The sequence below is a fragment of the Paenibacillus ehimensis NBRC 15659 genome (genome assembly GCF_004000785.1).
GTDB lineage: Bacteria > Bacillota > Bacilli > Paenibacillales > NBRC-103111 > Paenibacillus_G > Paenibacillus_G ehimensis.
In genome coordinates, this window is the sequence record NZ_BILX01000026.1 from 21,199 (window position 1) to 43,318 (window position 22,120).

Consider the following 22,120-nt stretch of genomic DNA (forward strand, 5'->3'; position numbering starts at 1 on the left):
GCGCATGTTGTATGTGCGCGGTTTGTTTCCGGCAGGCATCACCGAACTGACGCTTGATGAAGGCGTACGAGCAGGATTTGAACCGTATCGCAACGTTTTGCATCTGTGGACAGGGACGGCGGAGGAACGCACGGCGCAAAGCTTTTACGATTGGGGTGTCATCGCCGGGCATCTCGCCAGCATGATGCTGTTGAACGAATTTGACTTGTCGCGAAAGTCAGAACCATCCATCGAGCAACAGACGCTGTGGATGGAACAAGCGGAGGACGCAAAAGCCTCCGCTTTTTTCATGCCGCAAGCGGTCATTGACGCCATTTTGCAAAACGGCAGCGGTTTTGAGAACGGCAAGTATCGCATTGCGCTGCATTTCCAGCAGTCGCTGTCCGCACAGGAGAACGCCGATTTCCTGAAACGGGAATACGGGACCGGCGGGCGTCTTCCCGCGCTGATCGGCACGGATATTCACATGAATTATGACAGCAAAGGCATCACGCTGACCCGCGGCTCGATCATGAACCCGGATACGCAGGTGGTGCTGCCGTGGATGAACGTGCAGAAACGTATCGGCGAACTGCTGGCAGCGGGTCGTTACTTGAACCGGAAGGAAGCCGAGCGATTGCCCGCCTTTGCGGAAGAACAGGAGGAAAAGCTGCGGCTGCAAGCGGCGGAATTGGACAGGTCCGATGTGCCGCAGCCGGATGCATCGTCGGGGCTTTCCCGACCGGACGCGCAAGCGGAACCGGAACACACGCCTGTGAATCGGGAACGGGCGCGCTACGGTTATGACGCGGGCAGCACGGTCTGGATCGGTGCGGACGAATATGAAATTGTGCAGCTGGAGCAACGAACAGTGGTGCTGCAAGACCGTCAGTTCCCGCTCTTCATCAAAGAGGTAAATCGCCGGGATTTTGAGCGAATGCTGCGCGAAAACCCGCTGAACGATCATTTGATTACCGGAGAGCAGGAATCGGAATGGACTGACGAAACGGCATGGGAAACGGCGGAAGATGCGGTTTTACCGGAGGAAAAGCCGGTGACGGAAGGGCCAGAGACCGTATCGCAGCCAGACACTTCCCTTTCCTCTGATGGTGCGGCCGGCCGCACCGCGCCAGCCCGTCCGTCTGTCCCGGCTGTCAACTACCGGATTACGGATGATGAGCTGGGGCATGGCGGCGCAAAAACGAAGTTCAAATGGAACATGGAAGCGATTCGGCTGCTGAACAAGCTGGAACAGGAGCAGCGGCAAGCGACAGCGGACGAGCAGGCGATACTGGCTCGATATGTTGGATGGGGGGGCATTCCGCAGGCGTTTGACGAAGCGAACACGCAGTGGGCAGCCGAATATGCGGAACTGAAAAATGTGCTGGAGCCGGAGGAATATGCATCCGCCCGCGCGTCAACGCTGAATGCCCATTATACGTCTGTGACCGTCATCAAGGCGATGTACGACTGTCTGGAATCGATGGGCTTTCGCAGCGGCAATATTTTGGAGCCGTCCTGCGGCATCGGCAATTTCTTCGGACTGGTGCCGGGGTCGATCCGAGGCTCGCGGCTGTTTGGCGTGGAACTGGACAGCATTACCGGCCGTATTGCCAGGCAGCTATACCCGCAGGCGTCGATTGCGGTCAGCGGCTACGAACAGACGAATTTGCCGGACAGCTTCTTCGATCTCGCCATCGGGAACGTGCCGTTCGGCGGTTATGGCGTGGCGGATAAACGTTACGACAAACAAAAGTTTCTCATCCATGATTACTTTTTCGCCAAGACACTGGACAAAGTGCGTCCGGGCGGCATCATCGCCTTTATTACGTCCAAAGGAACGATGGACAAGCAGAACCCGGCGGTTCGCAAATATATTGCGGAACGCGCCGAACTGCTCGGAGCGGTGCGTCTGCCGAGCAATGCGTTTCTGGCCAATGCCGGAACCGAAGTAACCGCCGACATCATCTTTTTACAGAAACGGGATCGCATGGTCGCCGTCAGCGAGCAAACCGAAGCATGGCTATCCCTTTCCGAGACAGCGGACGGTGTTCCGGTGAATCGCTATTTCGCAGAACATCCCGATATGGTGCTCGGCACCATGGTTTTTGACGACCGGATGTACGGCAACCGGCAGGAAACGTCCTGCAAGCCATTCCCGGACGCCAATCTGGATGAGCTGCTGCGCGAAGCGTTGTCGGGCATCCATGCCGAATGGGTGGAGCTGGAACGGGAAGACCAGCCGGAGGAAGAAGACCCTTCTCTCCCTGCTGATCCGACTGTGCGCAATTTCAGCTTTGCGTTGGTGGATGGACAAATCTACTATCGGGAGAACAGCCGGATGCGGCGCGTGGACACTTCGGCTACGGCGTCAGGCCGCATCAAGGGAATGATTCTGCTGCGGGACACCGTGCGCGAGCTGATCGAGTATCAAACCGAAGACTACAGCGATGAGATGATAGAGCAGCAACAGCGCAAGCTGAATACGCAGTATGATCGGTTTACGGCGCAATACGGCCTGATCAACAGCCGCGCCAACAGCCTTGCTTTTTCGGACGACAGTTCTTACTTTCTTCTTTGCTCGCTGGAAATCATCGACGAGGAAGGGCGGTTGCTGCGCAAGGCGGATATGTTCACCAAACGCACCATCCGGCAGCGCATCCGCGTGGAACAGGTGGATACCGCTTCGGAGGCGCTGGCCGTTTCCATCGGCGCAAAAGCCCGTGTCGATCTGCCGTATATGGCGGAGCTAACCGGCTGGACGGAAGAACAATTGATAAAAGAGCTGCGCGGCGTCATCTTTCCCAATCCCGAAAATTTGGATGAGGAAGGGAAGCCGATCTACGAAACGGCGGATGCGTACTTGTCCGGCAATGTGCGGGAGAAGCTGCGGGTGGCCAGACAGTTTGCCGCATACGATGCCGAACGTTACGGCGAAAACGTCAAAGCGCTTGAAGCGGTGCAGCCGAAAGACCTGGACGCCGCCGAAATCGATGTCCGCTTGGGCGCAACCTGGCTCCCGCCGGAAGACATTCGGCAATTTCTGTTTGAACTGGTGGACACGCCGCCGATGTACCAGACCTACATCAATGTCATGTATTCCGAATATACGGCTGCCTGGAACGTCAAAGGCAAAAGCGATGACCGCAGCAACAATATCAAGGCGAACGTCACGTACGGCACCAACCGCGTTAATGCGTATAAAATTCTTGAAGATACGCTGAATTTGCGGGACGTGCGCGTATTTGACACTGTGTATGAGGACGGCGTGGAAAAGCGTGTGCTGAACAAGCAGGAAACGGCCATCGCTCAGCAAAAGCAGGAGATGATGAAAGAAGCGTTCCGCGACTGGATATGGCGAGATCCGCAGCGGCGTGAACGGCTGACAAGGCTGTACAATGACCGGTTCAATGCCATCCGTCCTCGCGAGTACGACGGCAGTCATATCCGATTCACCGGGATGAACCCGGAAATCCGGCTGCGCCAGCACCAGGTCAATGCGGTTGCCCGGGCGCTGTACGGCGGCAACTCCCTTTTCGCGCATTGTGTCGGTGCAGGTAAAACCTTCGCGATGACCGCCGCGGCGATGGAGAGCAAGCATTTGGGGCTGTGCAACAAGAGCATGCTGGTCGTTCCGAACCATCTGACCGAACAGTGGGCGGCGGAGTTTTTGCAGCTATATCCGTCGGCGAATATTCTGGTGGCGACCAAGAAGGACTTTGAAACGAAAAACCGCAAAACGTTTTGCGCGCGGATTGCCACCGGCGATTATGATGCCATCATCATTGGCCATTCGCAGTTTGAGAAAATTCCGATTTCGACGGAGCGGCAGCGGCAGCAACTGTACGAACAGATTTCGGAGATTACAAGCGGCATCCGGGAACTCAAGGAAGCCAGAGGCGAACGCTATGCGATCAAGCAGCTTGAAAAAACGAAAAAGACGCTACAAACCAAGCTGGAGAAGCTGAACGACACCAGCCGGAAGGATGATGTCGTCACCTTTGAGGAACTGGGCGTAGACCGGCTATTCGTGGACGAAGCCGATTCGTACAAAAACCTGTTTCTTTACACGAAAATGCGCAATGTGGCCGGACTATCGCAAACCGAAGCGCAGAAGTCGTCGGACATGTTTGCCAAATGCCGCTATCTGGACGAACTGACCGGAGGCCGGGGTATCATCTTTGCGACGGGTACGCCGATCTCCAACTCCATCACTGAGATGTATACGATGCAGCGCTATTTGCAATACGAGCGGCTCAAGCGGCAGGGATTGCAGCATTTTGACGCTTGGGCTTCGACATTTGGCGAAACCGTCACCGCGATCGAGCTTGCGCCGGAAGGAACGGGCTATCGGGCGAAAACCCGGTTTGCCCGTTTTTACAATTTGCCGGAACTGATGAATATGTTCAAGGAAGTGGCCGACATCCAGACGGCGGACATGCTCCAGCTTCCCGTACCGAAGGCGCATTATCATAATGTTGCTGTGCCGCCAAGCGACTTCCAGCGGGAAATGGTGGCGGATCTCGCCCGCCGCGCCGAGCGGGTGCGGGCGAAAGAAGTGGAGCCGCACGAGGACAACATGCTGACGATCACCAATGACGGACGCAAACTGGCGCTCGATCAGCGGCTGGCGAATCCCCTGCTTCCCGACGACGAAGGCAGCAAAGTCAGCGTCTGCGCGGACAATGTCTTCCGGTATTGGGCGGAACATCAGGAGCAGCGTTTGACCCAGTTGGTGTTCTGCGATTTGTCCATTCCGAAACAGGATGGTGCCTTCAATGTGTACGACGAGCTGCGGCGCAAGCTGATGGAGAAAGGTGTTCCTGCCGAGGAAATCGCGTACATTCACGATGCCAATACCGAGGTCAAGAAAAAGGAACTGTTCGCCAAAGTACGCAGCGGACAGGTTCGGATACTGCTCGGATCGACATTCAAAATGGGCGCGGGCACGAACGTGCAAACGAAGCTGATTGCCCTTCACGACCTCGACTGCCCTTGGCGTCCGCGGGACCTGGAGCAGCGCAGCGGGCGCATTATCCGGCAAGGCAACCAGAACAGCGAAGTGCATATTTTTCGCTATGTGACGGAGAACACGTTCGACGCGTACCTTTATCAGACACTGGAGAACAAGCAGCGCTTCATTTCGCAGATCATGACCAGCAAGTCGCCGGTCCGTTCCGCCGAGGATATCGACGAGACGGCGCTCTCCTATGCCGAAGTGAAGGCGCTGGCGACCGGCAACCCGTACATCAAAGAGAAAATGGACCTGGACATTCAGGTATCCAAATTGAAGCTGCTCAAAGCCAACCACTTGAGCCAGCGCTACGCACTGGAGGACCGCCTGCTCAAAATGCTGCCGCAGCAGATCAAATCCACCGAAGAACGAATTGCCGGCTATGAACAGGACGTTGCTTTGTATACACGATCTTTGGCATCCGAGGCGGATGGGGCAGATAAATTTCCCGGCATGACGATCAAAGATTACACCTACTCGGAGAGGGCGGCAGCGGGCGCGGCTTTGCTGGACGCTTGCAAAGGCATGACATCGCCCGATCCGCAGGAATTCGGCAGCTACCGGGGATTTTCCTTGTGGCTGTCCTTTGACAGCTTCCATAAGGAGTACAAGGTCACGCTTCGCGGCGCGCTCGGTCATACGGTGACGCTCGGAGCGGATGCAGGCGGCAACATAAGCCGCATCAACAATGCCTTGTCCGACTTGCCTGCAAAGCTGGAGCATGCCCGCGAGCAGCTTGCCACCTTGCGGCAGCAGATGGTCACGGCCAAAGAGCAAATCGAGGCTCCTTTCGAGAAGGAGCAGGAGCTGCAAATGAAAGCGGCGCGGCTTGCGGAATTGAATGCGCTGCTCAACATGGACAAACGGGAAAACGAAGCCGTGGACAGCGTTCCGGACGAAGAACCGGAAGCGCCCGAACGGCGGGTGGTGGGCCGTGAGCGATAACGGCCTGACACCGTCGTTCCTCCCCCTGAAAGGGAACTTCATGCTGACCATTACGGAAAAGAACATGGTATCGGTGCGAGCATTTCACAGGTCGAAGATAGCTCACTTGTTAAAGTTATCAATCTCATGACGAATTGGACTCCGGTTTTGGGGTCCTTTTCTCGTTTCCGGAGGAATGAACATGTTGTATGCCAGCCCAAGCGGCGGATGCTTTTGTCCGATTTTGCCGCCTTTTGGTTACGGAACCGGCTTGATCGAGGAGGGAGAAACCGTGCCATCGTTGGAGTTGATATCCAAAGAGAAAAACGGATTTGGCGACACGTATTATTACATCCGCGACTCAAACGGGGTGACCAGTCAAGTTCATGAAGGCGATTTAGACGCATTCATGAAAAAGAAAGGCGTTACGAAGTTGAAGGAAGGCAGAGCTTATACGTACCCCAAAAAGAGGGGTAAGGCACGATGAACCATATACCCATCGGACGCTGCCTGGATTTCCAAAAGGAGCTGCGGCAATGAGCTACGTAAACAAGGAACAGATCGAACGTGCCAAAAGACTGGATCTGCTCACATATTTGCATATGCACGAGCCGGCAGAACTGGTCCGATGCTCTCGCAATGTCTACACCACCCGGATACACGACAGCTTGAAAATTTCCAACGGCAAATGGTACTGGTGGTCAAGGGGGATCGGCGGACGCTCGGCGCTGGACTATTTGATCAAAGTGCGGGGCATGTCTTTTCCCGATGCGGTGCTGCAAATTGAAGGCGTTCATCCGGGCAGCGCACCTGCATTTTCGCAATCTTTGCAACAACGCTATTCTCCAGCGCGGTTTGAGCTTCCCGAACCGAATCGTACATCGCATCGCGTCATGGCCTATCTCAGCAAACGCGGTATCCATCGCACGTTGATCGACTACTGTCTCGAAACGGGGCGTTTGTATGAAAGCCGCCGCTATCACAACGCGGTATTCGTCGGTTTCGACCAGCAAGGAACGCCGCGCTATGCGGCGATACGCGGTACGACAAGCACCCGTTATATGGGGGAAGCCGCTGGCAGCGACAAGCGGTATTCGTTTTCCATTCCGGCCTCGGGAAACTGTACGGAACTGCATCTGTTTGAGAGCGCCATTGATCTCTTATCCTACTGTACGCTGGAACATCTCGCTGGCCGGGATTGGCGGCAGGCGCATAAGCTGTCGCTGGCCGGAATATACAGGCCCAGGACAAATGGGGAGGACTCTACTCCCCCGTCAGCCCTAATGCATTACTTGCAGTGCTTTCCCCAGGTGAATCGACTTGTCCTGCATCTGGACAATGATGAGCCGGGGCGATTGGCGGCAGCCACGATACAAAGACTCCTCTCTCCAGCCCTTCTCATATTCGATGAGCCGCCTAAGTTCGGAAAGGATGTAAACAACGATTTAATGGAATTCCGAAGAAGACGCGGTGAACCATCCCGATAGCGGTAGACGCTGAACGGTTGGCGTCTTTTCTTTCTGGGCTACGGAAAATTCTCACTGTATGTGGATAAGATGTGAATAGATTGGGGATAAGCGCAACCGCATTGATTATATAGCATGTAATAGGTATAATAAAATCAATATACAGCTATGCAAGGGGTGACCATGATGATTATCAAACCTTCCGCCAGTATCCGGCAAAACTATAATGAAATCGCCGATCTATGCAAATCGTCCGGGGAACCGGTTTATCTGACCAAGAACGGTGAAGGCGATCTCGTCGTGATGGACATTGAGACGTTCTCCCGTCGCGAGAAGATGTTAAAGCTGCGCGAAGAACTGCTCGCTGTGCAAGAGGATCGTTTGGCGGGCCGTGCTGGTGTGACGCCGGACGAACTGGACGCTTACCTGGAGGGCATTATTGACGAGGTTCAGCATGGAAAAGATGCCCCGTTATAAGATCGTCGTCTCCGATCGCGCCCGCCAAATGCTGGCGGTTCATGTGCGATTTCTTGCGGAGAAAAGTCCGGATGCGGCGCGGAAAACGAAAAACGAATTGCTGCAAGCGATACGTTCCTTGGCGCAAATGCCGGAACGCTATCCTTTTCTGGAAGCGGAATTTATTCCGTCAAACAAGTACCACAAAATGTTCGTAGATAAATGGTATCTGGTGTTGTATCAGATTCAGGATGAAATCGTGTATGTCGATTTCATTGTAGACTGCCGCCAGGATTACCGCTGGTTGGTGCGATAACAAAAAAATTCTGCGGAAGACGCTGAGCGGATCGGCGTCTTTTTTGTGTTTTTGGGGCCTCTCTTTTTCCCGGCAGGTGCTTTGAAGGCGACACGAGACGAATGTCTCGTGTTGCAGCAAGCACTGAATTTGGATATCCAAATTCGCTTGTTAGGGGCCTGCGCCCCTAAGACCCTTCATGATCGCTTGTTTATTGCGGCGTAAACTTCTTCGAATAGTTGATTTTGAAAGGGGGTTGTTCGTTGAGAAAACGTTCGATCTCGTTTCTGCTTCGTTTAAGTGAAAGCGAACATGTTCGTCTAATGAATGAAGTGAAACAAACAGGTCTTTCTCGGGAAGCGTACATCCGGGCGCTCATCAATGGGTATATACCGAAGCCGCTGCCGCCGCCGGATTATTATGCGATGATGCGAGAGCTTCACGCAATCGGCAATAATCTCAATCAATTGGCGGCGAAGGCGCACGCAACCGGGCATCTGGATCGGGCCGCTTTTCAGCAGGAGGCGGATCAATTGCGCCGCGCCGTCCAATACATTCAACAGGCTGTAACAGCGCCGGAGCTTAGAACCGAGCCGCGCGGGAATTTGAACGTACATCTGCCGTAAAGGGGGCATGCGTATGGCGACAACTGCAATCTGGGACGTTACCGATCGACTCAAGCGCGTGCTGGACTATGCTTCCAATCCCGACAAAACGGATTTAGGGCGCATCGAGAATGAAGGTTTGCAACAGGCGCTCGTATATGCAGCCTCGGATGTCAAAACAGAGAGGCATCTTTATGTGAGCGGAATCAATTGCGATCCGCTCACCGCTTATGAGCAAATGCAGCGCACCAAGCGTCAATTTCAAAAGATGGATGGCATCGTCGCGTTTCACGGCTACCAAGCGTTTGCACCCGGTGAAACGACGCCGGAAATGGCGCACACCATCGGCGTCAAGCTGGCACAGGAGCTATGGGGCGATCGTTTTGAAGTCGTGGTATCGACCCATCTGGACAAGGAGCATTTGCACAATCACTTTGTGCTAAACTCCGTCTCCTTTATGGACGGCAAACGGTATTACGACAACAAAGCCTCCTACGCCCTTCTAAGAAGAACATCCGACCGGCTATGCCGTGAACATGCATTGTCTGTGATCGAGCAACCCGAGCAGAGCAAGGCCAAACACTATGGAGAATGGAAAGCAGATCGGGAAGGTAAGCCGACTTGGAGGGGGACGATTCGGAGCGATGTGGATCAGGCGATTGCGGCATCCATGACGTGGACCCAGTTTATCGCCTCTTTGCAAAAGCAAGGCTATGATGTGAAGACGACCGTGAAGCATATGGCAGTGCGTCCACCGGGTAAGGAACGTTTCGTTCGTTTGCGCAGCTTGGGAGACGACTATACGGAAGAGGCTCTGAAACAGCGGATTTTACGAAATCGCATTCCCCGTAAAACACAGCCTCTGCCAATGCCGCAACGCAGGCGCGCCGTTTGCAAAGGAACGCTTCGATCCGGCAGGAAGTTCAGCGGCTTACAAGCATTGTACCTGCGCTATTTATATGAGATGGGCATGTGGCCCCGTTTTCGCGCGTCCGTGAGAAGGACGCCTTTTTTATTACGGGAAGACTTGCGACACTTGGCGGTTATTACCGCTCAGACCAAACTACTCTGCCAGCGCCGTATCTCCAGCAAAGAGCAGCTTTTGGACTATGTATCCATTGCCCAACAGGAGATGCGCCTACTTTCCAGCGAGCGCAAAGCGCTGTACAACCGTCTTCGCCGCTGCAAGGAGGAAGGCCGGATCTACGCTTGCAAAGAGCAGATAGCCGTATTATCCAAGCGGCTTGCCGCGCTTCGAAAGGAGGTGAAGCTGTGTGCGGGCATCCTGGCCCGATCCGGGGAAATGATGACTAAACTACATGGTGACAGGAAAAATCAATCATTACGAAGGGAGGATTCCATCCATGAGCAGTGGTGCCGAGGCGGCCGATCAGGTCGTCAACATGAGTCTTCGGGGCATCGAGGTGATGGCCAAGATTTCCGGCGAAGGCGCTAAGCATCTGGCCGTCTATTTGTTTGCCGCCCTGCAGGGGCAGAAACGGACGAAGGGCAGCATTCGTCTGGAAAGCTTGCTCCGCAGCGGCAAGGAATTGAAAGTATTTGCCGTCAAAAACGAAGACTTGCCTACCTTCTGCAAGGAGGCCAAACGATACGGCGTTTTGTACTGTGCCCTGCGGGACAAAAAGAATGTCGATGGCTTGTGCGATGTGATGGTGCGGGCCGAGGACGCATCCAAAATCAACCGTATTGTCGAACGCTTCAAACTGGCGACCGTGGATACGGCCAGCATTAAAAGCGAAATTGAGAAATCCCGCGCCGGGAAACAGCCCGTTCAACATGCGTCCGAGCAAGGGCATGAGCAAGCATTGGATCAAACCCAGCAGCGAACGGTGGAGCAAGACATCGCGTCCAAGGGAACGACTCCGGAAAAGAGAGCCGACGATTTTTTGGACGAATTGATGCAGGAGAACAAATCAAAGCAGCCAACTTTCCCGACACACGTTCAAACAAACCCCACGATGGCGACGACGGAGCCGCCCCATCCGTCCGAGCCTACCTCCGGGCGCAGCGAAGCATCCGCAAGGGGTACGATTGAACCGAAAGCCGAGACAGTGCAGCAACGGCCATCGATTCGCGAACTGCTGCGCGAGATTCGTGAAGAAAATCGAAGGGCGGAGAAAGAACGGCGTCAGATCGTCAAGGAACCGTCGCTGCCCAAACGAAGCGTGCGAAATGCCGATAAAGCGAAGACGGGAAAATCCAACGGATCTCGAAAGCGAGGGAAAGCCAAGTGAACAATCTGGACGATTTATTCCGTCAGGATGCAGCCAGTCGATCATCCACGAATCCGTCTGAGCAACCTTTTGACAAGGAAACCTGGGCACAGAAAAAGCAGGAACTTAGGCAATGGACTTACGAGACGATTGATGCCGCGACATCGTCCATTGCGCAAAGCGGCGATGAGTTTCAGCGTTATCTGGATGTGCAGAGCCGTTTCGATCGCTACAGCGTATCCAATGCACTTCTGATTCTCGCACAGCGGCCGGAGGCGACCCGCATCTCTGATTTCGATACGTGGAAAGAACAAGGCGTATTTATCCGCCGCAAGGAAACCGGCTTTTACATCTTAGAGCCGGGAGAGGAGTACCGGAGGGATGACGGCAGCACCGGCATTAGCTATAACCCCAAAAAAATGTTCGACATCGCACAAACGACGGCCAGCCAAAAGAGGGAACAACCGGCCTATCCGGACGACCGGATGCGGATCAAAGCGCTGATGGATCGCGCCCCTGTTCCGATCGTCATCGGGGATGCGCTGCCGCCGGAAGCGCATGCGCTCTATCAGCCGGACATGCGGAATATTGTCATCCGCCGCGGCCTGGATGCCGGGGATATTTTCCGGTCGCTCGCGCAGGAGCTGGCGCATGCGGAACTGGATCGCGGCGATGGCCGATACAGCCGTTCCGATTTTACGTTCCATGCATATTGCGCCTCCTATATGCTGTGCAAACAGTTCGGCGTAGACACGTCTTCTTTTCGTTTTCATCGAGTGCCGGAGAAGCTGAAGGACATCGAGCCGCAGCAAATTCGCACCGAACTGGCGGTGATGAAGGATACCGCGCATGACATGGCCCGCAGGATGAACCGGATGCTGGCGCAGCAGCGGCAACAACAGCGGCCGGAACCGGCAAGGTAAGCGCCGTCAAGTTCTATTTTGCTCAGGGAGGGAGCGCCTGTGAAGGAAGAAGAACGGATTCTCTGTTTGGATCATTATGAGCATGGCATCGTGGTGCATGCGCTGAATGCGCTGCGAAACGATTTGATCGGCGAGAAGCGCCCCACCGATGCCGTCGATGATCTGTTGCTCAAAACAATTGAAGCCCCCTATCAAAAACATAAACGACGGAGCCATCATGAGGCGCGTTGAAACCGCAAGGAGTCATTTGATACTCTTTGCGATTTTTTTGATTCCCGTCGTTTGGGCGGCATTGCTCACCGCCCCTGCACTTTCCGGGGGGCTGCCGGCGATTGTGGAGCATCTCAGCGCGGCGATCAATCACCCGTTCGACATTCAGTGGGTAGACGATACGCCGCGCTGTCTATTCATTTTTACGCTGGCCTATGGACTCGGCGTCTGTATTTACTTGGCCTCCCCGCGAAACTATCGACGACGGGAGGAGCACGGCAGCGCCCGCTGGGGCCGGGCGAAAACCATATGCGCCAAATATAGAAGCAAGCAGCCGGGACAAAACAAAATTTTAACCAAGCAGGTTTGCATCGGGCTCGACGGCCGCAAGCATCGCCGAAATGTGAATGTGCTCGTCGTAGGCGGTTCCGGCTCCGGCAAAACAAGGTTTTATGCAAAACCGAACGTCATGCAAGCGAACACATCGTTCGTCGTTCTCGACCCGAAAGGCGAAATCTTGCGGGATACCGGCCATCTGCTTAAATCCAAAGGGTATGACATCAAGGTGCTCGATCTGATCAATCCTCACCGCTCTCACGGCTACAACCCTTTCGCCTATTTGCACGACGACAAGGACGTGCTGAAACTGGTCACCAACCTGATTCGCAATACGACGCCGAAGGGCAGCAACACGAACGACCCGTTCTGGGAACGATCCGAAACGGCGCTATTGGAGGCGCTCGTTTTGTATTTGCTCTATGAAGCGCCGCCGGAGGAACAGAATTTCCCGATGGTGATGGAGATGATCGCCGCCGCCGAAGTGCGGGAAGAAGACGAAACCTACCAGAGTCCGCTGGACGAGTTGTTTGAACGGCTGGCGATGCGCGACCCGGAGCATTTGGCGGTCAAACAGTACAACATCTTCAAACTGGCGGCGGGGAAAACAGCCAAATCGATATTGATCGGCCTAGGCGTTCGGCTGGAGAAGTTCAACTTGCATTCAATCGCCGGAATGAGCTTGGTCGATGAAATGGAATTGGCTGTCATGGGAGAAAAGAAGACGGCGTTGTTTGCCGTCATTCCCGACAACGACAGCAGTTTCAACTTCATCGTCGGGATGCTTTACACCCAGCTTTTCCAATGCCTGATGTACGAGGCCGACTATCGGCACGGCGGACGCTTGCCGGTGCACGTGCATTTCGTGATGGACGAATTTGCCAACGTCGCCTTGCCCGATGAATTCGACAAGCTGCTCTCCACCATACGCAGCCGCGAGATTTCGGTTTCCATCATCCTGCAAAATTTGGCGCAGCTCAAATCGCTGTACAAGGAGTCGTGGGAATCGATCGTTGGGAACTGCGATGTGTTTTTGTACCTGGGCGGCAATGAACAATCCACCCACAAATACGTATCGGAGCTGCTGGGCAAGGAAACGATCGACACGAACACCTATGGCCAAAGCAAGGGACGCAGCGGCAGCTATTCGATCAACTATCAGTTGTCCGGCCGCGACTTGCTGACGCCCGATGAGGTGCGGCTTCTCGATAACCGTCATGCCTTGCTCTTTATTCGCGGCGAGCGTCCTGTTCAGGACGACAAATACGATTTGCTCAGGCATCCCCATGTCGCTCTCACGACGGATGGCAACGGTCCTCCCTACCAGCATGGGGGCACGGAACTTGCGCTCGATTGGCGAACCGTGACGCTTGATGAAAACGGAGAGTACGAGCTTCTGTCGGAAGAAGACATGGAGTCGCTATTTTTACGAGGGGAATGATGAAAATGAAGTTCAAAAAGAAACGGCTGCTGGCACTGTACATCATGCTGATGTTAACGGGAACCGTATTCGTCTCTACCGCTTATGCCGAGGGCGACCCGATGACGACGGTCAATAATTTGTCCACTTTCATATTCGGATTAATACGGGCCATCGGTATGATCATACTCGGCTTCGGCATTGTGCAGATCGGATTGTCGCTCAAGTCTCACGATCCTTCCCAGCGAGCGAACGGGTTCCTGACGCTCGCCGGCGGAATTATCATTACCTTCACGAAGGAAATTCTTACCCTGATAGCCGGTTAAACGGGAGTCGCACATGAGGGGAACGGGCGATTTATCCGTTCCCCGTCTACAGAAAAGGGGTGAGAATATGGCCAAAAACAGTTGGATTATTGACAACCTCGAACATGCGCTCGATACATGGAACGAGAAAATAAACGAAATCTGGCAGCTTGTTACCGAGTCGCCGGCCGACTTCAAGGGCGGCGGCGTTTGGCGCGTCATTACCGACATTCACGGCGCGTTGCAGGCGACGGGACTGGCGCTTCTGGTCTTGTTTTTTGTGATCGGCGTGGTGAAGACGACCGGCAATTTTGCCGAAGTGAAAAAGCCGGAGATGGCCGTCAAGCTGTTTATCCGTTTTGTCCTGGCCAAAGCGGTCGTTACCTACGGGCTGGAGCTCATGATGGCGCTGTTTACCATTGTTCAGGGAATCATCTCCACGATGATGGGACGTTCCGGGTTCGGAAGGACGGAGGCTATGACTTTGCCGAACACCATTGCAAAAGCGATTGAAGATGTCGGCTTTTGGCAAAGCATTCCCCTGTGGGTTGTCACCCTTCTGGGCAGTCTGTTCATCACGGTGCTGTCTTTTGTGATGATCCTCTCGGTGTACGGACGTTTTTTTCGTATCTACTTATATACGGCGATCGCTCCCGTTCCGCTTTCCTCCTTTGCCGGGGAGCCGAGCCAAAATATCGGTAAATCGTTTCTCAAAGGGTATGCGGCCGCTTGCCTAGAGGGAGCGATTATCATACTCGCCTGCATCATCTACTCCGCCTTTGCCTCCGCTCCCCCGGCGGTCGATGAAGGCGCTGGCGCGGTTACGATGGTGTGGACGTACATCGGCGAGCTGATTTTTAACATGCTGGTGCTCGTGGGGACGGTCAAAATGGCGGACCGGGTGGTGAGGGAGATGATGGGGCTGTAGCTTCATTCCGATTCTTCGCCCAACAATTCCCGGACGGAAACATCCAGCGCTTTGGCGATCGCAACGACTTCGTAGTCCTGAACAAGCCGATACTGCCCTTCCAGACGCGAAAGGCTCGTTGGACTGATGTCGAGACCAGCCGTTTGCAGTCTGGCGAGAAACTCCTTCTGTTTCATCCCCTTTGCCTTGCGGATGGCAACGACTCTCACGCCGATTATATTTTTGTCGCCTGGCGGTTCTTTACGATGTTTCATTTGTATGCACCTCACATTACAAGCAAAATTGTACGTGAGTGCATCGTTGTTTTAATGCGAATATCGCATTAAAATGAAATAAACCGATTTACGCAATAAAATAGAGAGGTAATCTATCTTTCAGACAGCCAGGAACGCCGATCTAATGAAGACACGGGGAGGCCGACCGATGACACGTTTGCTTGGTCAATTGGAGGAGGAAAGAAGAAAGTTGAACGAACTTGGGAAAAAATCTCTTGATCAGGGAATTCCTCTGTTTGAGAATGAGGCGGTTCAGGCTCAAAGCCGGAAGGTGGACGAATGGATTGTCCAGTGGCTTCAAAGGAAGTCCGGACGAGAGCATCAGTTGCGCTAGATCGCATTCGCACAAGGAGGGGGGATGTCAATGGAGTTTCCGTTATGGTTTCAAAATGCGATCCAGCGGCGGCTGGACCACGTTTCGGCTCGGATCGAACACCATCCCGAGTTGCGTAGATGTCGCGATGAAGAGAAATCGGCTTTTCAAGCAATGTTTTCCGGCGTGGATATGACGCAGTTGCCGGCGTTTATGGAATGGGAGGACAAGCACCATTTTAAGCAGGCGATCATGAATGAATGGTTATATTTGCAAGGCATGCGAGACGGCGCTCAGCTTGTATTTGCGCTTTTAGCCGATCCTCTTCTATCCGGCGATAAGTTGTTGGCAAGATCGAAAAAGACAGAGCCAACATCGGTTCAACCGGAAGCTGAGGGCGAGTTGTAGACCATAGTGAGCATCGTTTATGGGAGGATTTCAAATGGAAGTGAAAATTAACCGGGAAATCCGGGATTATACGGAAAGCTTATTCTTTGGACTGTCCTTGCGGCAGTTCTTTTTTTCTGTGCTGGCTGTTGGCGTGGCGATCGGACTATATTTTGGACTGCGCGGCCGCTTTGGCTTGGAAACGCTCAGCTGGATGTGCATTTTGGGGGCTGCGCCCTGCGCAGCCTTGGGTTTCATCAGCTATCACGGCATGACGGCCGAGCAGCTGCTTTGGGCGTATGTGAAATCGGAATTTCTGCTGCCAAGACGCTTCGTCTTCTATTCGACCAATGTCTATGTTGAAGCGCTGAAAAAGAACATGCATAGTTACGAGCAGGAAAGGATGAAGCGCCATGATTAAAACGCTCAGACGCATCATCAAGCAGGACAAGGAACGATTTGTCATTCCGAAAGGCGTTCAGCAAGTCATCCCGATTCGCGCCCTCTGGCCGGACGGGATTTTTTTTGTCGGCAACAAGTTCTCCAAATCGTATCGGTTCGAGGATATCAACTACGCCGTAGCGTCCAGAGAAGACAAGGAAGCGATGTTTTTGTCTTATTCCGAGTTGCTCAATTCCTTCGACAGCGGAGCGACCACGAAAATTACAATCCATAACCGGCGTTTGAATCGGGCCGATTTTGAAAGCTCGATTCTGATTCCGCTTCGGGAGGATCATCTAGATGTGTACCGGCAGGAGTACAACGAGATGTTGCTCGCAAAGGCCATCGGCGCAAACGGTACGATTCAGGAAAAGTACGTTACCATTTCTGTGGTCAAGAAAAATGTGGAGGAAGCCCGTCAATATTTCGCAAGGGTCGGAACCGAACTGATGACGCATTTTTCCCGTCTCGGTTCCAAATGTATCGAACTGGATGCAACCGACCGTCTGCGCATTTTCCATGATTTCTTTCGGATCGGCGAGGAAGCGGATTTTCGTTTCCATTTGTCCGAAACGATGCGCAAGGGTCATGATTTCAAGGACTACATTTGCCCGGATACGTTCGAGTTTGAAAAAGATCATTTTCGGATGGGCAACTTTTTTGGCCGCGTCATCTTTCTGCGGGAATACGCCAGCTATATAAAGGACAGCATGGTGTCCGAGCTTTGTGACCTGAACCGGAATTTGCTGCTGTCACTGGATATTATCCCGATTCCGACTGACGAGGCCGTTCGTGAGGTGGAGAGCCGTTTGCTTGGCGTGGAGACGAACATCACCAACTGGCAGCGGCGACAAAACCGAAACAATAATTTTTCTGCCGTGGTCCCCTACGACATGGAGCAGCAACGCAAAGAGAGCAAAGAATTTCTGAACGACTTGACCACCCGCGATCAGCGGATGATGTTCGGCCTGCTGACGATGGTCCACATCGCAGACAGCAAGGAGCAGCTTGAAAGCGATACGGAGGCGCTGCTCACCACCGCCCGCAAGCATTTGTGCCAGTTTTCTACGCTGACCTATCAGCAAATGGACGGTCTGAATACGGCGCTCCCCTACGGCTTGCGGAAGATTCACGCGCTGCGGACGTTAACGACAGAAAGCACGGCTGTCTTTATTCCGTTTCGGGCACAGGAAATCGTGCATTCGGGCGGCATTTACTATGGGCAAAATGTGATCAGCAAAAACATGATTATTGCCAATCGCAAGCAGCTGCTGAACGGAAACAGCTTTATTCTCGGCGTATCCGGTTCCGGCAAAAGCTTTACCGCGAAACGGGAAATCGTCAACCAGATGCTGGCCAGCGACGACGATATTATTTTGATCGACCCGGAACGGGGTGCGAAACGTCGAGGTATAAGTGTCGCCTGACAAGCGACGCGAAAGCCACGGCATCCCATCGTCGGCAAAGCGGTTGAAGCTGAACTGACAAGGGATGAGAGAACTGTTCTGCTGAAATCAAGGGTGAAAATCCCTTGCCGCACAAAACCAACATCGTTGAAGGCTGTCTGCCGGAGATGGTGCGCGCGCTGAAACCTCCAACATGCCGCAAGTGGCTGTCACCACATGCGGTATGATAGCTTGGTAAAGTCGTAGCCTGAATGCCTAAACCAGCGAAAGCTGGCATGGACTAATGGCGCGGGCGTCCGTACCCTATGGTTAAGTATATGAAAACGCTCAAGCCTCGTCAGGGGTCACCGCCGAAAGGCGGAGCAATGGAAGGCGCAGCAAGGCCCTCTGCATTTGGATTGCTGCCTTACCGCTTGAAATAGCGATAGTAGACCGTGGCACAATTGTGGTTTAAACCACGGCAGGGCCTTCCGGGGTATAGCGTTGACCTAAGGGGTACGCCAAAGGATAAGCAGAACGGAACGTTTGAGAGCCTGCAAATCGAGCCGGACAGGGTGATGACATTTGCAGGAAGTCAGCCGTCCCATAGTAGTCCGCGGTTGGGAAAGCCAACTACATGGCGAAGGGGACGAGACAAGCAGATTCTAAGGAACTTCAAATGAAAAGCTCTAAACTCCCTGAAATATTGGGTTCCGAACCACGGAGGTGATGTCCGTGCATCTAAACGGAGGCTTTTCAAGCGAAGCTGAATTGAAAGCTCAACTGGATCTCATCTATCATCATTCGCAGTTCGGACGCAGCTTTCATGGAATTCTGGAAGTGGCATCGAATCCGGCAACCATTGTAACGGCGGTTCATAACATCAAGTCCAATAAAGGAGCAAAAACAGCGGGAATAGACGGTCGCACCATGAAGCGATATTTGCAAATGGATTATGACGAGTTGGTGGCTCTGGTGTAAAAAGCGATGTATCATTACAAGCCAAAGCCAGTCAAACGGATATACATCGAAAAGAACAACGGGAAGAAACGACCGTTAGGAATCCCGACGATCCTGGATCGAATCGTACAGGAATGTCTGAGAATCGTGCTCGAACCCATTTTCGAGGCTCGGTTTTATCCCCAAAGTTATGGCTTTCGTCCCTATCGCTCTGCCAGAAATGCGGTACATGAAGCTTTTCAACTTGCAAACTGCAAACTAAAGGAGAAGCCATATCACTGCATCGAAGGCGACATTAAGGGCTACTTTGACAATATCAATCATCGTTTGTTGAAGAAGAAGCTATGGCAGACAGGCGTGCACGACAAGCGAATCATCGCCATTATCGGTGAAATGCTGAAAGCGGGCTATATCGAGTGGGAACAATGGAACGCAACAACCAAGGGCACGCCTCAAGGGGGCATTTTATCCCCACTTTTAGCGAATCTGTATTTGAACGATTTCGATTGGACAGTCGGGAGAATGTATCATTACCCACATCAAAGGACTACTCTACTAACCTGCGACCGAAACAGACTCCGCTATCAAGGCGTAACGCCCAAATATTTGATTCGTTATGCCGATGATTGGATTTTGATGACGAACAAAAAGGCTGAAGCCGACAGGTTGCTTCGCAAACTCACCAAGTATTTCAAGTACAAGTTAAAGGTCGAGCTTTCTCTGGAGAAAACGGTCATTACGAATCTTAGGGAACACCCCGTCATCTTTCTCGGATTTATGCTAAAAGTGGAACAAGGGCGAAAACCGTGTGGCGCACGAAGTGAGCTTTCCTTGTGCAAAATCTATCCAAATCCTGAAAAGTTGCAAAAGCAGATGCGTGCCCTCCGGGACGAAATTCATGAACTATACCATATGGGCGAAGCACCGCGAAGGGCGGTGCAGGTCGAAAAGATCAATGCGCAGATTATTGGTATAGCGGAATACTGGAAGGTGGCTATATGTAGCCGAGCTTTTCACAAGCTGGATTATGCCGTAAGCGAGTGTGCCTTCAAAGTATGGAACAAAATGTATACCGGCAACGCCAAAGACTATAAGGTTCCCATGAAAGAGCTTCACAATCGGCCTAATCGGCACAGCGGCTACAAGGACAAAGTGTTTGCAATCAAGCTAAACGATATGTGGATTGGATTAACCAAGGCATATATCACCCATGCGGCACACATCCGGGGATTCTTTGACCAGAAAATAACACCATACACCGAGGATGGACGAGCGCGGCACAGGAAGACAAGAAAGAAGCTTCTGCCCTTAACCCGCCCTGCGTTATATGACGACCAAGTCACGCTATACAACTCTCTTTCAAATAAGCTGTACAACTTTGAATATTTCATGAACAGAGAGTATGCTTTCAATCGTGACAAGGGCAAGTGTAAATGTTGCGGAGAGCCGCTTAGACCGGGGAATCGTCATTGCCATCATGTGAGGCCACATTTGAAAATCGACCTGATCAACAAAGTTCCAAACTTGGCTTGGGTTTGTATGACATGCCACCGAATGATTCACGGGAAAGTGTCCACTGAACATGCGCTGCCAAAGTTTGCAAAGAAAATTGCAAGATACATTGAGCGATTAATCGAGGTTCCTTAAAGCCAGTTGCGTGGCGCGAGCGTGCATCTGGTCGAAATCACTGGAAAGTAGGTCTGCTTGTTGGAACGCCGTATGATGGGAAACCATCACGTACGGTGTGAACCGGGGGAAAACGCGGCGATCACTTCAAAGCGTTACCTATCGGTATAATACTCCGCACTGGTGAACGCATTGGGCGGCGAGACGATTCATATATCTGCCACCTCGCCCAACCATATCAATGCGATGGATATGAACCGGCAATATGGCGACGGAGCCAACCCGATTATTCTCAAGTCGGAATTCATCCTCTCGCTTTGCGAGCAGCTGATTGGCGGATATCAGCTGGGAGCCAAGGAAAAGTCGCTCATTGACCGTTGCACTGCCAGCGTATACAGGAAGTATTTGCAGAGCAACTATAAGGGGCAGCCGCCGACGCTTCAGGACTTTCGTGAGGAATTGCTGAAGCAAGCGGAGCCGGAGGCGCAGGACATTGCGCTGGCGATCGAACTGTTTACTTCGGGCAGCCTGAACACGTTCGCCAAACCGACCAATGTTAACGTCCATAACCGTCTCATTTGCTACGATATTCTCGACTTGGGCAAACAACTCCTCCCGATCGGCATGCTGGTTGTACTGGACAGCATCCTGAATCGGATTACACAAAATCGGGTTAAAGGCAAAAATACGTTTATCATTATTGATGAAATCTATCTTCTGTTTCAGCACGAATACAGCGCCAACTTTTTGTTCACGCTTTGGAAGCGCGTTCGAAAGTATGGCGCTTTTTGTACGGGCATTACGCAGAACGTGGACGATTTGCTGCAAAGCCATACGGCCCGGACTATGCTCGCGAACAGCGAATTTATTGTCATGCTGAATCAGGCCAGCACCGACCGGAAAGAGCTAGCCGAGCTTCTTAATATTTCGGAACTGCAACTCTCTTATATTACCAATGTTGACGCCGGGAACGGATTGATGAAGGTAGGCAGCTCCCTTGTGCCGTTTACCGACAAGTTCCCACGGCATACGAAGCTGTATAGTCTGATGACGACTAAGCCGGGTGAATAGAAGGAAGAGGCGAGAAGCGGCTGGTCTCTGATGAGGTCAGCCCCTTCTTGTCGATGAATAATCATGATATCGACAAAAATACGTTGATCTGATTCTTAAAAAGGCGAACTATGAAATATGTGCCAATTTCGAGTATAATAGGTTTGGAATCATAGGCCTTTGAGAGCATTGGCATGAGGGAGGTTGTCATGGCCAAAATTATGATTGTGGACGATACGGCGTTCATGAGAATGATGCTGAGAGAGATCATAACGGATTGCGGCTTTGAAGTGATAGCGGAAGCGGAGAATGGAAAAGAGGCCGTGCAATTTTTCAGGCAGTACAGACCCGAACTTGTCACGATGGATATTACGATGCCTGAAATGGACGGCATCGCCGCTTTGAAGGAAATAAAACGAATAGACCCCATGGCGCGAGTCATCATCTGTTCCGCAATGGGACAAAAAGATCGGGTTGTCGATGCGATTACGTCGGGGGCCGCGGATTTTATCGTCAAGCCGTTTCAGAGGGAAAAAGTTGTGGAGACGCTGGCCAAAGCGTTGAAATAGTCGAGTGTATATGAACAAG

The 22,120-nt window shown here is 52.7% G+C and carries 22 protein-coding genes; 21 read left to right on the forward strand and 1 reads right to left on the reverse strand.

The genetic code is table 11. The annotated features are described in order from the left end of the window. Nucleotides 1–4 precede the first annotated feature (4 nt). The 13 genes from PEH01S_RS16420 (at nucleotide 5) to PEH01S_RS16480 (ending at nucleotide 15,095) form a co-directional block, all read left to right on the forward strand. A complete protein-coding gene (locus PEH01S_RS16420) occupies nucleotides 5–5,938 on the forward strand; it encodes a helicase-related protein (protein ID WP_246062952.1) in 5,934 nt (1,977 codons plus the stop codon). Nucleotides 5,939–6,119: 181 nt separating this feature from the next. Beyond that, nucleotides 6,120–6,404: a hypothetical protein gene (locus PEH01S_RS16425; RefSeq protein WP_041052803.1), complete on the forward strand. Its 285-nt coding sequence runs from the start codon at nucleotides 6,120–6,122 to the stop codon at nucleotides 6,402–6,404. Between the two features lie 49 nt (nucleotides 6,405–6,453). Continuing rightward, nucleotides 6,454–7,404, forward strand: coding sequence for a DUF3991 and TOPRIM domain-containing protein (locus tag PEH01S_RS16430; RefSeq protein ID WP_127486746.1), 951 nt, complete (start codon nucleotides 6,454–6,456; stop codon nucleotides 7,402–7,404). Between the two features lie 165 nt (nucleotides 7,405–7,569). Continuing rightward, a complete protein-coding gene (locus PEH01S_RS16435) occupies nucleotides 7,570–7,860 on the forward strand; it encodes a type II toxin-antitoxin system Phd/YefM family antitoxin (protein ID WP_127486748.1) in 291 nt (96 codons plus the stop codon). Then, a complete protein-coding gene (locus PEH01S_RS16440; protein ID WP_127486750.1) occupies nucleotides 7,838–8,155 on the forward strand; it encodes a type II toxin-antitoxin system RelE/ParE family toxin in 318 nt (105 codons plus the stop codon). The genes PEH01S_RS16435 and PEH01S_RS16440 overlap by 23 nt, the downstream gene beginning before the upstream one ends. 242 nt (nucleotides 8,156–8,397) lie before the next feature. Next, a complete protein-coding gene (locus PEH01S_RS16445; protein WP_127486753.1) occupies nucleotides 8,398–8,760 on the forward strand; it encodes a plasmid mobilization protein in 363 nt (120 codons plus the stop codon). A 13-nt stretch (nucleotides 8,761–8,773) separates the two neighbouring features. Further along, the gene (locus tag PEH01S_RS16450; protein WP_127486755.1) at nucleotides 8,774–10,195 is read left to right on the forward strand and encodes a relaxase/mobilization nuclease domain-containing protein; all 1,422 of its coding nucleotides are present in this window, start codon (nucleotides 8,774–8,776) and stop codon (nucleotides 10,193–10,195) included. Beyond that, complete coding sequence (locus PEH01S_RS16455) at nucleotides 10,104–10,994, forward strand: PcfB family protein (protein ID WP_127486757.1); 891 nt, start codon at nucleotides 10,104–10,106, stop codon at nucleotides 10,992–10,994. The genes PEH01S_RS16450 and PEH01S_RS16455 overlap by 92 nt, the downstream gene beginning before the upstream one ends. Next, nucleotides 10,991–11,896: a hypothetical protein gene (locus PEH01S_RS16460; RefSeq protein ID WP_127486759.1), complete on the forward strand. Its 906-nt coding sequence runs from the start codon at nucleotides 10,991–10,993 to the stop codon at nucleotides 11,894–11,896. Before PEH01S_RS16455 ends, PEH01S_RS16460 begins: the two co-directional genes overlap by 4 nt. A 39-nt stretch (nucleotides 11,897–11,935) precedes the next feature. Further along, entirely contained in the window at nucleotides 11,936–12,127 is a 192-nt protein-coding gene (locus PEH01S_RS16465; RefSeq protein ID WP_080835107.1) for a hypothetical protein, read from the forward strand. Beyond that, nucleotides 12,114–13,883 (forward strand): VirD4-like conjugal transfer protein, CD1115 family, encoded by a 1,770-nt coding sequence (locus tag PEH01S_RS16470; RefSeq protein ID WP_127486761.1) that lies wholly within the window; start codon nucleotides 12,114–12,116, stop codon nucleotides 13,881–13,883. The genes PEH01S_RS16465 and PEH01S_RS16470 overlap by 14 nt, the downstream gene beginning before the upstream one ends. Before the next feature lie 5 nt (nucleotides 13,884–13,888). Continuing rightward, nucleotides 13,889–14,188 carry a glutamyl-tRNA amidotransferase gene (locus PEH01S_RS16475; protein ID WP_425454001.1) on the forward strand — a complete coding sequence of 100 codons (300 nt, stop codon included), beginning with the start codon at nucleotides 13,889–13,891 and terminating at the stop codon, nucleotides 14,186–14,188. 67 nt (nucleotides 14,189–14,255) lie between these two features. Continuing rightward, entirely contained in the window at nucleotides 14,256–15,095 is an 840-nt protein-coding gene (locus PEH01S_RS16480) for a hypothetical protein (RefSeq protein ID WP_127486763.1), read from the forward strand. A 2-nt stretch (nucleotides 15,096–15,097) separates the two neighbouring features. Here PEH01S_RS16480 and PEH01S_RS16485 read toward each other — a convergent pair whose 3' ends face one another. Continuing rightward, nucleotides 15,098–15,349, reverse strand: coding sequence for a helix-turn-helix domain-containing protein (locus PEH01S_RS16485; RefSeq protein ID WP_054819090.1), 252 nt, complete (start codon nucleotides 15,347–15,349; stop codon nucleotides 15,098–15,100). A gap of 169 nt (nucleotides 15,350–15,518) precedes the next feature. On the opposite strand from PEH01S_RS16485, the gene PEH01S_RS16490 reads away from it, so the two are divergent. From PEH01S_RS16490 to PEH01S_RS16520, 8 genes are all read left to right on the forward strand, one after another. Beyond that, nucleotides 15,519–15,704 carry an aspartyl-phosphate phosphatase Spo0E family protein gene (locus PEH01S_RS16490; protein ID WP_127486765.1) on the forward strand — a complete coding sequence of 62 codons (186 nt, stop codon included), beginning with the start codon at nucleotides 15,519–15,521 and terminating at the stop codon, nucleotides 15,702–15,704. Nucleotides 15,705–15,734: 30 nt separating this feature from the next. Continuing rightward, nucleotides 15,735–16,091, forward strand: a complete 357-nt coding sequence (locus PEH01S_RS16495; RefSeq protein WP_127486767.1) for a hypothetical protein — start codon at nucleotides 15,735–15,737, stop codon at nucleotides 16,089–16,091. Nucleotides 16,092–16,125: 34 nt separating this feature from the next. Next, nucleotides 16,126–16,491, forward strand: coding sequence for a PrgI family protein (locus tag PEH01S_RS16500; RefSeq protein ID WP_127486769.1), 366 nt, complete (start codon nucleotides 16,126–16,128; stop codon nucleotides 16,489–16,491). Continuing rightward, nucleotides 16,484–17,938, forward strand: a complete 1,455-nt coding sequence (locus tag PEH01S_RS16505) for a VirB4-like conjugal transfer ATPase, CD1110 family (protein ID WP_456320090.1) — start codon at nucleotides 16,484–16,486, stop codon at nucleotides 17,936–17,938. The genes PEH01S_RS16500 and PEH01S_RS16505 overlap by 8 nt, the downstream gene beginning before the upstream one ends. 693 nt (nucleotides 17,939–18,631) lie before the next feature. Further along, complete coding sequence (locus PEH01S_RS35145; RefSeq protein WP_218032705.1) at nucleotides 18,632–18,877, forward strand: hypothetical protein; 246 nt, start codon at nucleotides 18,632–18,634, stop codon at nucleotides 18,875–18,877. A gap of 6 nt (nucleotides 18,878–18,883) precedes the next feature. Next, entirely contained in the window at nucleotides 18,884–20,503 is a 1,620-nt protein-coding gene (locus PEH01S_RS16510) for a reverse transcriptase domain-containing protein (RefSeq protein WP_218032706.1), read from the forward strand. 162 nt (nucleotides 20,504–20,665) lie between these two features. After that, on the forward strand, nucleotides 20,666–21,553 hold the full coding sequence (locus PEH01S_RS16515; RefSeq protein ID WP_456320091.1) for a VirB4-like conjugal transfer ATPase, CD1110 family: 888 nt from the start codon (nucleotides 20,666–20,668) through the stop codon (nucleotides 21,551–21,553). Nucleotides 21,554–21,741: 188 nt separating this feature from the next. Continuing rightward, nucleotides 21,742–22,101, forward strand: coding sequence for a response regulator (locus tag PEH01S_RS16520; RefSeq protein ID WP_127486771.1), 360 nt, complete (start codon nucleotides 21,742–21,744; stop codon nucleotides 22,099–22,101). Nucleotides 22,102–22,120 lie beyond the last annotated feature (19 nt).